General features: G+C 64.2%; 11 protein-coding genes and 1 riboswitch. Of the genes, 7 read left to right on the top strand and 4 right to left on the bottom strand.

All coding sequences use genetic code 11. The features are described 5' to 3' along the window. The first annotated feature begins 98 nt into the window (after positions 1-98). The 4 genes from codB (at position 99) to P3R38_RS15660 (ending at position 4,805) form a co-directional block, all read left to right on the top strand. Positions 99-1,364, top strand: a complete 1,266-nt coding sequence (gene codB, locus P3R38_RS15675) for a cytosine permease (protein WP_023381184.1) — start codon at positions 99-101, stop codon at positions 1,362-1,364. Next, entirely contained in the window at positions 1,361-2,578 is a 1,218-nt protein-coding gene (locus tag P3R38_RS15670; RefSeq protein WP_104883494.1) for a PucR family transcriptional regulator, read from the top strand. Before codB ends, P3R38_RS15670 begins: the two co-directional genes overlap by 4 nt. A gap of 4 nt (positions 2,579-2,582) precedes the next feature. Next, on the top strand, positions 2,583-3,824 hold the full coding sequence (codA, locus tag P3R38_RS15665; protein WP_027908148.1) for a cytosine deaminase: 1,242 nt from the start codon (positions 2,583-2,585) through the stop codon (positions 3,822-3,824). Between the two features lie 246 nt (positions 3,825-4,070). Continuing rightward, positions 4,071-4,805 carry a hypothetical protein gene (locus P3R38_RS15660; protein WP_277686395.1) on the top strand — a complete coding sequence of 245 codons (735 nt, stop codon included), beginning with the start codon at positions 4,071-4,073 and terminating at the stop codon, positions 4,803-4,805. An 84-nt stretch (positions 4,806-4,889) separates the two neighbouring features. On the opposite strand, the gene P3R38_RS15655 is transcribed toward P3R38_RS15660, so the two are convergent. Continuing rightward, positions 4,890-5,879 (bottom strand): zinc-binding dehydrogenase, encoded by a 990-nt coding sequence (locus P3R38_RS15655; protein WP_104881511.1) that lies wholly within the window; start codon positions 5,877-5,879, stop codon positions 4,890-4,892. Between the two features lie 231 nt (positions 5,880-6,110). Here P3R38_RS15655 and P3R38_RS15650 point away from each other — a divergent pair, with 231 nt between their 5' ends. The 3 genes from P3R38_RS15650 to tenA all read left to right on the top strand — a co-directional run bounded on the left by P3R38_RS15650 (position 6,111) and on the right by tenA (position 8,570). Next, the gene (locus P3R38_RS15650; RefSeq protein WP_177429841.1) at positions 6,111-7,037 is read left to right on the top strand and encodes a LysR family transcriptional regulator; all 927 of its coding nucleotides are present in this window, start codon (positions 6,111-6,113) and stop codon (positions 7,035-7,037) included. Positions 7,038-7,064: 27 nt separating this feature from the next. Then, positions 7,065-7,170: riboswitch (TPP riboswitch) on the top strand. A gap of 78 nt (positions 7,171-7,248) precedes the next feature. Further along, positions 7,249-7,896, top strand: a complete 648-nt coding sequence (locus tag P3R38_RS15645; protein ID WP_104883496.1) for a TenA family protein — start codon at positions 7,249-7,251, stop codon at positions 7,894-7,896. After that, the gene (tenA, locus tag P3R38_RS15640; RefSeq protein ID WP_023381177.1) at positions 7,893-8,570 is read left to right on the top strand and encodes a thiaminase II; all 678 of its coding nucleotides are present in this window, start codon (positions 7,893-7,895) and stop codon (positions 8,568-8,570) included. Before P3R38_RS15645 ends, tenA begins: the two co-directional genes overlap by 4 nt. 156 nt (positions 8,571-8,726) lie before the next feature. Here tenA and P3R38_RS15635 read toward each other — a convergent pair whose 3' ends face one another. Genes P3R38_RS15635 through P3R38_RS15625 form a run of 3 tightly spaced genes read right to left on the bottom strand, consistent with a single transcriptional unit; the run spans position 8,727 to position 12,541 of the window. Then, positions 8,727-9,332, bottom strand: a complete 606-nt coding sequence (locus P3R38_RS15635) for a sarcosine oxidase (RefSeq protein ID WP_104881512.1) — start codon at positions 9,330-9,332, stop codon at positions 8,727-8,729. A gap of 3 nt (positions 9,333-9,335) precedes the next feature. Further along, positions 9,336-12,239, bottom strand: coding sequence for a 2Fe-2S iron-sulfur cluster-binding protein (locus tag P3R38_RS15630; RefSeq protein ID WP_027908145.1), 2,904 nt, complete (start codon positions 12,237-12,239; stop codon positions 9,336-9,338). Beyond that, complete coding sequence (locus P3R38_RS15625) at positions 12,236-12,541, bottom strand: sarcosine oxidase subunit delta (protein WP_023381174.1); 306 nt, start codon at positions 12,539-12,541, stop codon at positions 12,236-12,238. Before P3R38_RS15625 ends, P3R38_RS15630 begins: the two co-directional genes overlap by 4 nt. Positions 12,542-12,552: the final 11 nt, after the last annotated feature.

The raw sequence follows: 12,552 nt of genomic DNA, 5'->3' as shown, positions 1-12,552 counted from the left end.
TTGTGCCGTTCGCCCGCTATTTTTGCCTTTTCAGCCGGTGCAAAAGCGGCCCGCATATTGCTCTGCCTGCTCCCACCTACAACCCGGAGCACCGTGCAATGAGCTCACCCACCGAATTCCCGCTGTCCGAAGCCCCTCAGACCTCCCGCAAGGGCCTGTTGCCCATTGCCATGGTCCTGTTCAGCTTTACCTTCTTCACCGGCACGATGTTCGCCGGCGGCAAGCTTGGCATGGCCTTCAACTTTGTCGACATGCTGTGGGTCGCCGCCATCGGCAACACCTTACTGGCCCTGTATGCCGCAGCCCTGGCATTCATCGCCTCGCGCAGCGGGCTGAATACCGTACTGATGGGGCGCTTCTGCTTCGGTGAGGCGGGCAGCCGGTTGTCCGACTTTCTGCTGGGCTTTGCCGAGCTGGGTTGGTATGCATGGGGCACTGCCACCGTGGCGATCGTGCTGGTCAAATTGCTGGGGCTGGCGGAAGGTTACACGATGCCGTTGATGGTGCTGTTCGGTCTGGGCTTCAGCATCACCGCCATCATCGGCTTCAAAGGGCTGGACCTGTTGTCGCGGGTGTCGGTGCCGCTGATGTTCGCGCTGCTGGTGATCTCGATGTACATCGCCACTCGCGATGCCGGTGGCTTTGCCGGGCTGGCTGCAGTGGTACCCCATGAAAGCCTGACCTTTTCAGCGGCAGTGACCATGGTCTTTGGCACGTTCGCCAGTGGTGCCACCCAGGCCACCAACTGGACCCGCCTGGCGCGCAGCGGACGGGTGGCGGTAGTCGCCAGCGTCGTCGCGTTTTTGCTCGGCAACGGGTTGATGGTGGTGGCGGGGGCCTGGTGCGCCATGGTCTACCAGCAAGCCGACATCGTCGAGGTGATGATGCTGCAGGGCCTGTCGTTCGCCGCAGTGGTGATGCTGTGCCTGAACCTATGGACCATTCAGGGGCCCACCATCTACAACGTGTCGGCAGCCGCGTGCCACCTGCTGCGCAGCGAACGCCGCCGCACGGCGACACTGGTGGCGGCAGGCGTCGGGATCGTGCTGGCCATTGGCGGCATGTACGAAATGCTGATTCCGTTCCTGGTATTGCTCGGTTCGATCATCCCGCCGGTGGGTGGGGTGATCATGGCCGACTTCTGGTACCGCCACCGCGGCAAGTACCCTGCGTTGGCCAGTGTGAACCTGCCCCGCTACAACCTGATGGGGCTGTTCGCCTATGCGGTCGGCGCGGTATTGGCCTATGCGTCGCCGTGGGTCGCGCCACTGGTAGGCATCGGCGCCTCGGCCCTGTGCTACATCGTCATGCTTGAACTGAGCGGCCAGCGCCGGGCACTGGGGCAGGCAGGTGTCGAACCGTGAGCCTGGCGCTTGACGAAATCCTTCACCTGCCAGGCCTGCAGGAAATGACCGTTCGTGCGGGCGCGCGCAATCTGCAACGGCGCGTGCGTTGGCCGTATGTGGCGGAAAACGAAGGTATCGCCGAGTGGGTGATGGGCGGCGAGTTGGTGTTCGTTACCGGGATCAATCACCCTCGCGGTGAGGCCAACTTGCTGAGCCTGGTGGAAGACGGCGACGCCGTGGGTATTGCCGGTATGGTGATCCTGACTGGCGGCAGCTTCATCCAACGTATTCCGCCGGCGGTGATCGAGCGGGCCGAGCAGCTGGGGCTGCCACTGATCGAACAGCCTTACGCGCTGAAGATGGTGGTCGTTACCCACTTGATCGGCACGGCTCTGGTTCAGATGACCCAGGTGCGGCGCTCGCGCAACGACATCCTCGGCCAGTTGCTGACCGGCGATTACCCGAGCCTGGCCATCGCCCGACAGCGGGCCACGCACCTGGCCCTGGCGTTGGACGCGCCACGCCGCCTGGTTGCGCTGCGCTTGTCTGGCGTCGATAGCCTGTTCGAACGCCACGGGCTGGCCCAGGGCGAGCGGGTGTGGCAGGGCATCCGCCAGGCGCTGGAAGATCGGCTGGAGGCCTGGTGCCATGGCCGCCCGGGGACGGTGACGGCGCAGTTGCCGGGCGACCTGTTCGTGTTGTTGCTGGCGGATGCGCCGGACTTGCAGGTCACCCTGGCCGCGCTGCACCGGCAGTTGGCCGCTGCGGCAGGGGAGCTGAGTCTTGCCATGGGCTTGTCGAGCCTGGCCGAAGATTGCGCCCACTATCGCCAGGCGCTCAACGAAGCACGTCAGGCCATGGAGGTGGCGCAGAACCTGCGCCCGGTCACGGGCTTCTGCGACTTCAGCGAGTTGGGCGTGCTGCGCCTGCTGCAGGGCATCGCCGACCGTTCACTGATCGACGACTTCGTCGCGCAAACCTTGGGCCCGCTGATCGCATCTGGTCGCAAGCAGCCCCATATGCTGGTGCATACCCTCGATGCGCTGCTCAAGGAAAATGGCAATGGCCTCAAGGCTGCCCAGCGTCTGGGCCTGCACCGCAATACCATCAACCAACGAATTCAACGCATCGAACAACTGAGCGGGCAGTCTCTGGACGACCCGCTGTTTCGTATGAACGCTTCGGTCGCCATGCTGGTATGGCGCATGAGCGAAGCCCAAGGCAAGGAGTAATGTCATGAACATCATCAATGCACGTCTGCGTGGCAAGTCGGGCCTGTTTCGCATCGAACTGAACGGCGACCGCATCGCAGCCATCGCGCCACAGGCCGATGTGGCGGCGCTCGGCAGCCCCGATGACCTGGACGCCAAGCAGAACCTGGTGGTAGCCCCCTTCGTCGAGCCGCACATTCACCTGGATGCCACCCTTACCGCCGGTGAGCCGAAGTGGAACATGAGCGGTACCTTGTTCGAGGGTATCGAGCGCTGGGCCGAGCGCAAGGAAATCACCACCCACGACGACATCAAGCACCGCTCGAAAAAGACCATCGACATGCTGGTGAACCATGGCATCCAGCACGTGCGTACCCATGTGGATGTGACCGACCCCAAGCTCACTGCGCTCAAGGCCATGGTCGAAGTGCGCGAAGAGGTGCGTCACCTGATCGACCTGCAAATCGTTGCCTTCCCCCAGGAGGGCATCGAGTCGTATGCCAATGGCCGGGCCTTGATGACGGAGGCGGTGGCCATCGGTGCCGATGTGGTCGGCGGCATACCGCATTTTGAAAACACCCGTGATCAAGGGGTGTCATCGGTGAAATTCCTGATGGACCTGGCCGAGCGTACCGGCTGCCTGGTGGACGTGCACTGCGACGAAACCGACGACCCACAGTCGCGTTTTCTCGAGGTACTGGCCGAGGAGGCCCGTGTGCGGCACATGGGGGCACGGGTCACCGCCAGCCATACCACGGCCATGGGGTCCTACGACAACGCCTACTGCTCCAAGCTGTTCCGCCTGCTCAAGCTGTCGGGCATCAACTTCGTGTCGTGCCCAACCGAGAGCATCCACCTGCAAGGTCGCTTCGACACCTACCCCAAGCGCCGCGGCCTGACCCGCGTGGCCGAAATCGACCGTGCGGGCATGAACGTGTGCTTCGGCCAGGACTCGATCGTCGACCCGTGGTATCCGCTGGGCAACGGCAACATCCTGCGCATTCTCGAAGCCGGGCTGCACATCTGCCATATGCTTGGCTACGAAGACCTGCAACGCGGGCTGGACCTGATCACCGACAACAGCGCCCGTACCCTCAACCTGGGCGAGCGCTACGGCATCGACGTCGGGCGGCCGGCCAACCTGTTGCTGCTGTCTGCGCCTGATGACTACGAAATGGTTCGCAGCCAGGGGCATGCCTTGGTGTCGGTGCGCAATGGCAAGGTGCTCATGCGTCGTACGCCTGCGCAGGTCGAGCGGTTTGCCTGACGCCTTTACCGGCAAGCTGGCCCCTACGGTGCAGCAGTGGCCCGGTCATTGTAGGGGCTGGCTTGCCGTGAGTACCCGGGTGTAGCTGGACGTCCGCGAGGCGGCGTTTCGCCGGTGGTGCTGACCTGGTCCGGGTTGGCAGCGCTGCCTGTGTTGCTGGCACGTTGAACGCTTGCCTGGGGGCGTCGAACTTGGCACCCTTGGACCGCGTGAATGGTCCATGCCTTGGCTGAAGGAAACACACCGTTGAGTTGGGACAAAGTCGGGAAGCTTCTGGTCGCTGTGCTGATTGGCCTGCTGGTCGTGCTGGTGGCCTATGGGTTCCTCAAGAGCCGTCCGCGTTTGGAGGCCACGCTGACCTACGCCTATCTCACTTACCCAAGCCAGTTCAGCGAGCGCATCAGCAAGGCCAGCGAGCTGCTCAAGTACGAGCAATTGCATCGGCGCATTCGCAGCATCGGCCAAGGTGGGCTCAGCGACGAGCAAGTCGACAAGCTGGTCGACCTGGCCCAGGCCCCTTATGCGCAACTGTTCGCCAAGCCCTTCGAGGCAGGCCTGGTGGATCACCGCACCGGTTTGCTGGTCGACCTACGCAACACGGGCGATGCGCTGGTGCGCAACGTGAAGGTCAACTTGCCGGCCAAGGGCCTGGTACAGGTTCGCGATGCCCAGGGCAACGACAACATCGTCGAGGTTTCGACGTCGACGGTCGAGATTCCCACCCTCGAGCCGGGTGGCCTGTGCAAGGTCTGGGTGTATTTCGATGCCGACTACGCCCAGATCCGCCAGGGCGGTATCAGCATAAGCCATGCCGATGGCCTGGCCGATGTGCAGGTTTACCGCGAGTATGTGGGGTTTCCCGCGCAAGTGGCCCGGTACAGCCGCGAGTTGGTCACACTGCTGGGGGTGTTGGGGCTGAGCGTGCTGGGGCTTGGCTGTATCTGCCTGTGGCGGCGTCGTGCGCCGGTCCTACCATCCTGAGCTGACGGGCAAGGCTCCCTGATCCTGCAGTGCCAGGTCCTGGCGCAGTATCGGCCCACAGGGTGAAATGCACCTCCCTTGAGGTCACTGGACCAGCCGAGCGACCCACTTGCCACCCAGACGGCCATCCTTCAACTGGCGTAACGCCTGAGGCAGTGTCTGGAAGTCGAAACTGCGCCGTTGTGGTGACAGCAACCGACCCTCGGCGACGGCCTGCAAGAGTTGTTCTCCCGCCACCCGCAGCGCTTGGCGGTCGAGCAAGCGGCCATGGGCATGAATACTGTTCAGTGCCACTTCGTGCAACGAGATCGCGGTGCTGAATGCGGGCAGGGGCGCGTTTTCCTGGCGGTCCTGAATGCATACCAGATGGCCGTTGTAGCCAAGCAGGTGGGCAAGGCTGGCGGCATGGGCGCCACTGACCGTATCGAACAGCGCGTGCAGCGGGCGCTCGCCAAGGGCGGCCTGCAAGCGGGCCTGCCAATCGCTCGCTTGGTAGTCGTAGGCTTCGATCACGCCCAGGGCCTTGAGCGCCGCGTGATGATGCTGGCCGGCAGTGGCCCAGACCCTCAACCCACGCTGCACCGCCAATTGCGCGACATACCAGCCCACCGCTCCACCAGCCCCGATCACCAGCACATCGCAGTTTGCGCCAGCGGGCACCTTGGCCAAGGCCTGCCAGGCAGTGAGCGCGGGGCAGGGCACAGCGGCGGCAGCGCTGTCGTCAAGGTTGGTCGGCAGGTACATCAGCAGATTGGCATCCACCAGGCAGTACTCGGCGAAACTGCCATCGCGAGACAGCGTCTGGTGGTAAGCGACGCGCGTACCCAGTGGCAAATCCACACCATCGCCCAGCGCCTCCACCACACCGACACCATCCACCCCAGGCACGGTCCCTTGGTGCCAGTCCGGATGGCCCCATTGGCAGATCTTCCAATCCACCGGGTTGAGGGCAATGGCGCGGTTGGCGACCAACACTTGGCCGGGGCCAGGGTTAGGCAGGGGCTTGCGAACCAGTTGCAAGCCGTCAAGACCGGCGCCTGGGGTCCAGGCCCAGGCGTTGTAATCGTTGGACATGAAGGTCTCCTTGAGCACAAATCTGCCTGGAGGCTAGCGGATCGGCGCAGGCTGAAACAGCCGCCGCCAGGCCAAACTGTGGTGAATCCACGTCACAGAAAGCTTGCTTCGCCTAGCTTGCGCGGCGAAAGGCCAAGGAAAAGGCGGCACGACAACGATGAGGCAGACGATACGAGCTCACAGGCCTGTGATGTAGACTCGTACAATTCAAGCCAGCTGTGAATCGAAGTCATGCAAAGCCGAATCAAGGACATCAACCGCTCCGGCGAAATGGAGGTGTTCGCCGAGGTGGTGGCCGCCAGCACGTTCTCGGAAGCGGCACGTCGCCTGGACATGACGCCCTCGGCGGTCAGCAAATTGATTGCCCGCCTCGAACAACGTCTCGGTGCACGCCTGCTACATAGGACCACTCGACGCCTGGAACTGACGGCCGAAGGTGAGCGTTTTCACGTCGAAAGCCTGCGCATCCTCGAGCAGATCGACAACGCCGAACGTGACGTGGCCAATGCGGCCTGCCCAAGCGGCGTCATCCATATCAACAGCAACCTGCCATTCGGCTTGCATTGCCTGACGCCGTTGATTCCCCGATTTCTTGAGACCTACCCACAGATCACCCTGAATCTTGAGCTGACCGACATGGTGGTCGATCTGTTGGAGCGCCGCGCCGATATCGCCATCCGCTCGGGCCCGTTGAAGGCGTCGCGCCTGGTGCAGCGCCACCTGGGCCGCAGCCGCTTGCGCACCGTCGCCTCGCCGGGCTACCTGGCGCGCCATGGCTGGCCGCGCACGCCAGCAGAGCTGGCCCGCCACAACCGGCTCGGTTTTGGCTTTCATCGCCACGCCCAGGCGTGGGTCTACCGTGACGAGCACGGTGAGCGGGTGGAGGTCGAGCCCGAGGGCAACCTGCTGGTGCATGACGGCGAGAGCATGCGCCAGCTGTGCCTGGGCGGGGCGGGGGTAGCTCGTCTGGCCAATTTCCATGTGGGCGCCGATATCGACGCGGGACGGTTGGTGCCATTGCTGGACGGTTTTGAAAGCGACGACCAGCAGGACGTGCTGCACGCCGTGTTCATTGGGCCGGGCCGGCAGTTGCCGCAGCGGGTGAGGGTGTTCATCGACTTTCTGGTCGAACATCTGGACACACGCTATTTCAGTTGATGCGGGCGCAACCACTGCTGTATACATGACGCCACCAAGGGGAGCCCGGCAACGGGCTGAGAAACCGCTGGCGCGGTGACCCTTCGAACCTGATCCGGATCATGCCGGCGAAGGGATGGGACTGCAGACCTGCCTTTTTGCCGGCCTCACTGCGAGGTCGTTCCATGTATCACTGCACCGGTCTCGCTGTCAGCCTAGAAAGGACAGCACCATGACCGAACGCTTCACCGCCACCCTGCGCCGTCAGAGCGAGCCGACCTGGTCCGCCGCCGTTGGACACCGCTTCGTCACCCAACTGTGCGACGGCAGCCTGCCGGACGTGGTGATGGTCCGCTACCTGGTACAGGACCACCGCTTCCTCGACAGCTTCCTGACCTTGCTCGGCGCGGCCATCGCCACGGCGGACACCTTCGAAGCCCGCCTGCGTTTCGGGCGTTTCGCCGGCATGATCAGCAGCGACGAAAATACCTATTTCCTGCGCGCTTTCGAGGCCCTGGACGTTAGCGCCGAGCAGCGCCAGGCACCGGCCGACACCGTGCCCACCGCGGGCTTCAAGGCGATCATGCGCGAAGCCGCCGCCACCCGTTCTTACGCCGCAGCGCTGGCAGTGCTCAATGTCGCCGAAGGCCTGTACCTGGACTGGGCGACCAAGGCACCCAAGCCGCTTCCAGCGAATTTCGTCCATGCCGAGTGGATCACCCTGCACGACAACCCGGCGTTCAGTGAATTTGTTGCCTTCCTGCAAACCGAATTGGACCGGGTCGGCCCGCAGGACGCTGAGCGGGCTGCCGATTTCTACCTGCGCACCGTCGCGTTGGAACTGGCCTTCTTCGAGGCCGTGTACGAGGAGCAACAATGAGCCTGGATATCTTCGACCGCCTCAAGGCCGCTGCACTGCCGGAATGGAACAGCTACGTTGATCACAGCTTCGTGCGCCAGATGGGTGACGGCACGTTGTCGGAGGGGGCCTTCCGCACCTATCTGGTACAGGACTATCTGTTCCTTATCCAGTTCGCCCGCGCCTGGGCGCTGGCTGCTTATAAAAGCCGTCGCCCTTCCGACATCCGCGCCGCCCAGGCCGGGCTGGCGGCGATTCTCGACGAAACCGACCTGCATGTGCGCTTGTGCGCGCGCTGGGGCCTTAGTCAGGCTGATATCGAAGCGGCGCCGGAGCTCCAGGCGACCGTGGCCTACACCCGTTTCGTCCTGGACTGCGGCGCGGCCGGCGATTTGCTCGACCTGCACGTCGCGCTGGCGCCTTGCGTGATCGGTTACGCTGAAATTGGTAGTCGGTTGGCAGGCGCTATCGGCGACATGGCCAGCCACCCATACCGCGAATGGATTGGTGAGTATGCCGGCGAGGCTTACCAAGGGGTTGCCCAGGGCGCGCGCAGGCACCTGGACGAACTGGCTGCCCGCAGCATGACTGAACAACGCTTCACGGAGCTGGCGGCGATCTTCGCCCAAGCTTCTAGGCTGGAAGCCGACTTCTGGCAGATGGGGCTGGACGGCGCACGACCTGCATCACTGTAATCGGGGACGCAGTTGGAGTGCCTCAGGATCTGGCGCTGCATCCAAATCACCTGGCACGGCCCATTCCGATAGGAGCGGTTTACCCGTGAAAAGGGCAGTGGTTTCACTGCCGAATTCGCGGGTAAACCCGCTCCCACAGGGAGGGCTGCCGGGAGGTCAATCCAGCAACGCGCCCAGCGCCACCATCGCGCCGTCGAATTCATCCATTGCATCGAGCATGGCACCGCTAAAGTAAGCCAGCGATGCCCGGTCGAACAGGATGTGCATAGCCGGCAACGTCGCGCTCCCAACATTGATCACGATCACATTGATCCGCGCCGCCGATGTCTGGGCCACCGCCCCGACGGGAAACGCCTCCGGTCTCAGGTCGACGCCACACAGCTTGGCCATCACCGCGCTCCCTCGGTGCCCTGACAGTTGCAGCCAGGCATGGCTGTCTTGACGCGGCAGCAGGTAATTGCGTCGGGCGTCCTGTGCCCAGTTGGCCTCCTCGGCGGCGACCCGCTCGCCTTCGTCGGCAAGGCTGCCGAGCAGCAGGTATTCGCTTTGTGACAACCGAGCTACCCACCCTCCGTCATCCTGGCGCAGCGCCTGGTTGGGCCGCTCGGGGAGGCGATAGCCCCGCGCCTGCAGGTAGGCTGCGCTGTCGCTGCCGCGAAAGCCCACGCGCGGCAGGTCAGTCAGGTTGGTCAGCGCACAGGTATTGAGCAGCCCGGCCTGCGGACTGCGTTCGATCAAAGCTTCGGCATTGAGGCTGGACATGAATCAGAGCTCCTGGCGCTGGTTGTCGGGGTCGAAGAAGGGCAGTTGCACCACCAGGGCGTTGACCATCACGCCGCCCTCCACGCGGATCGGGATGTGCATACCGGGGGTGGCCTGGTGCGCCCCGGCGTAGGCCAGGCCGATGATCTGTCCCAGGGTCTGGGAGTACTCGCAGGAGGTGACGTTGCCGCTGATGTCCTGGCCGTCCAGCACCAGATGCCCCTCCAGCGGTTGTGGGCTGCCTTTGGGTAGGGTGAAACCGACCAGTTTGCGCTTGAGCGGCTGCCCTTCGAGGATCTCGATCGAGCGTTTGCCAACGAAGAACGGCTTCTTGCGGCCGATCGCCCACTGCATGTCGATCTCGGCCGGGTGGGTCATGCCGTCGGTGTCCTGGCTGATGATCACATGGCCCTTCTCAAGGCGCAGCAGGCGTTGGGTCTCGACACCGAACGGGCGGATGCCAAGCCCCGCACCGGCCTGCATCAGCGCATCCCACAGGCGTTCAGCATGGCGCGCAGGCACGTGCACTTCATAGCCCAGCTCGCCGACGAAGCCGACCCGCAGGATACGCGCCGGGATGCCGGCCACCGTGCCCACGCGTACGCCCAGGTAAGCAAAGGCCTCGGCCGACAGTTCGACATCGTTGCACACCTTGGCCAGCACCTGTCGCGACAGTGGCCCGGCCAGGTTCACCGCAGCCAGCGCGGCGGTGACGTTGGTGATGTCCACGTCCAGGCGCCATTGCGCGTTCCACTTGAGCATCTGTTGGTAGATGCGGTCCACGCCGCTGGTGGTGGCGGTGACGTAGAAGTGCTGGTCGGCCAGGCGTGCGCAGACGCCATCGTCGATCACCACGCCGTGCTCGTTGGTCATCAGAGCATATCGGGTGCGCCCGACCGGAAGCTTGGCGAAGCCAAAGGTGTAGAGCCGTTCGAGCAGTTCGGCGGCATCCGGGCCGCGCACATCCAGGCCGCCAAGGGTGGAAACGTCGATCAGGCCGACCTGCTCGCGCACGTGGCGGGCTTCTTCTTGCATGCAGCGCTCCCGCTGGTCCGGCGTGCCGTAGTAAGCGGGGCGCTGCCAGATGCCAGCAGGCATCATCTTCGCCCCGGCTTCCAGGTGACGGCGGTGCATGGGTGTCTGGCGATAGGGGTCGAACGCACGGCCCGCGACGTGCGCCAGTTTCTCGGCCTGGAATGGTGGGCGAGCGGTGGTCACACCGGTTTCGCTGATGCTGCGCCCAGTAGCCTGGGCCACCAGGCGAGCGGTGGGCAGTGCCGAGTGGCGGCCTTGGGACGGGCCCATGCCCACCGTTGAGAAGCGCTTGACCAGCTGTACATCACGGTAGCCGCTGCGGGTGGCGTTGACGATGTCACGCACTTGCAGGTCTTCGTCGAAATCGACGAAATCCTTGCCTTTGGGGTGCGGGAAGATCGGCCAGGGGAAGTTGACCTTGGCTTCGGCGACGAAGGCCGGCAGCACCGGGGGCGGCAGGTCCAGTGCGGTCAGTGCTTCGGCGGCGCCGCGCGAGGCGTCGGTTAGCACGTTGTCCAGTTGGTGGCGGCCGTTCACCGAGCCTGCGAGATCAAGCCCAGCGGGCAGGCCGCTGATGGCGAACTCGTCGCGACCTACGTCGTAGGCCAGCTTGCCGCCGGCCTGGCATAGCAACGGGTACACCGGCATGTAGCCTGCCGACATGCACAGCAGGTCGCACGCCAGGCGCAGGCCATGCTCGCTCACCTTCCCTTGACCGGTGATGGGGCGAATGTCCACGCCGCTGACATGGCGCATGCCGGCTTCGTGCAGGGCCTCGTAGACGGTACTGCCAAGGTGCAGGGCAATGTCGCGGCGCTTGAGCTCGGCCGCCAGCGTGGCATCGGCGGGAGCGGCGCGCATGTCTACCACCGCCGCCACGGCCACGCCTTGCTCTTGCAGGTCGAGCGCGGCCAGGTAGCCATCGTCATGCCCGGTGAGGATCACCGCACGCTGGCCCGGCTTGACCGCATACAGCTTCATCAGTCGCTGGGCCGCGCTGGTCAGCATCACACCGGGCAGGTCATTGTTGCGAAACACAACCGGCTGGTCGAACGAGCCGGCCGCCACCAGGCAGCGAGTAGCGCGTACCTTGTACATGCGTTTGTGTTGGATCACCGGCAGGTAGTTGTCGGTGAACCAACCGTTGCAGGTGGCCTCCAGCAATACCTGGATGTTCGGGTGGCCTTCGACCGCCGCCAGCAGTTCCTGGCGCAGCCTGGTGGCACGGGTGCCGGCGATGTCGAAACGGGCATAGGTGAGCGAACCACCCAGCACCGGCTGCTGCTCGATCAACAGCACCTTGGCCCCGCCGTTGGCGGCATCCAGGGCCGCGCGCAAGCCGGCTGGACCGCCCCCGATGATGGCGATGTCAACGAATAGATACGCTTTGTCGTAGTACTGCGGCCTGAAGCTCAGGTCGAGCACGCCGAGTCCGGCCTTCTTGCGGATCAGAGGCTCCCAGACCTTCCACATACCCTTGGGTTTGTAGAACGCACGGTAGTAGAAGCCCACCGGCATGAAGCGCGAGAATGTGCCCAGGTAGGCATCGCGGTCGTTGTCCAGGCTGCCGTTGAAGTTCTGGCCTTCGACCACCTGGCCATCCTGTGCGGCCTGCATGTCGGCCAGCACATTGGGTTCGTCGGGCAATTGCACCAGGGTATTGGCGTCCTGCCCGGCCAGGCTCAAGGGGCCGCGTGGGCGGTGGTACTTGAACGAGCGCGACAGCAGCCAGCGACCGTTGCCGAGCAAGGCGCTGGCGATGCTGTCGCCGGCAAAGCCAGGGTAGCTCTGGCCGTCGAAGGTAAAGCGCAGGGGCCGGTCGCGGTCGATCAGCAGGCCCATGGGCGCGGGGAGGCGAGTGAGGCTGTTCATCCTGCGGTCTCCGGCGTGGCGGTGGGGGCAAAGTCGATGCGGCGGACGAATACGTCCTTTGGATCGAAGGTGCGCAGTACCTGGTCGCTCACGGTGTGACGTTCGGCCAGGAACCAGTAGCTGGAGGCGTTGTGCAGCCACCATTCGACGACCACCCCGGCAAGGTTGTCGCTGTTGAACACGTAGTCGGCCCACTCCGCGTCGCTGCAGCGACTTGGGTCGGGCATCTGCTTGAACTCGCCGCCGTAGGTGAATTCGCTGATGTTGCGCGGGCCGTTCAAGGGGCAGGTCAGGATCTTCATCGTGCGTTCCT

This window comes from Pseudomonas sp. NyZ480, assembly GCF_029537255.1.
Classification (GTDB): domain Bacteria; phylum Pseudomonadota; class Gammaproteobacteria; order Pseudomonadales; family Pseudomonadaceae; genus Aquipseudomonas; species Aquipseudomonas taiwanensis.
The sequence above is the reverse complement of the archived record's forward strand: the minus strand, read 5'-3'. Positions and strand labels throughout refer to the sequence as shown.

Excerpts from the sequence above, each read along its gene's own strand:
- codB (WP_023381184.1), top strand. The coding sequence starts at position 99 with ATGAGCTCACCCACCGAATTCCCGCTGTCCGAAGCCCCTCAGACCTCC.
- codA (WP_027908148.1), top strand. The coding sequence starts at position 2,583 with ATGAACATCATCAATGCACGTCTGCGTGGCAAGTCGGGCCTGTTTCGC.
- P3R38_RS15655 (WP_104881511.1), bottom strand. The coding sequence starts at position 5,879 with ATGTCCAACGATTACAACGCCTGGGCCTGGACCCCAGGCGCCGGTCTT.
- P3R38_RS15650 (WP_177429841.1), top strand. The coding sequence starts at position 6,111 with ATGCAAAGCCGAATCAAGGACATCAACCGCTCCGGCGAAATGGAGGTG.
- P3R38_RS15645 (WP_104883496.1), top strand. The coding sequence starts at position 7,249 with ATGACCGAACGCTTCACCGCCACCCTGCGCCGTCAGAGCGAGCCGACC.
- tenA (WP_023381177.1), top strand. The coding sequence starts at position 7,893 with ATGAGCCTGGATATCTTCGACCGCCTCAAGGCCGCTGCACTGCCGGAA.
- P3R38_RS15635 (WP_104881512.1), bottom strand. The coding sequence starts at position 9,332 with ATGTCCAGCCTCAATGCCGAAGCTTTGATCGAACGCAGTCCGCAGGCC.
- P3R38_RS15630 (WP_027908145.1), bottom strand. The coding sequence starts at position 12,239 with ATGAACAGCCTCACTCGCCTCCCCGCGCCCATGGGCCTGCTGATCGAC.
- P3R38_RS15625 (WP_023381174.1), bottom strand. The coding sequence starts at position 12,541 with ATGAAGATCCTGACCTGCCCCTTGAACGGCCCGCGCAACATCAGCGAA.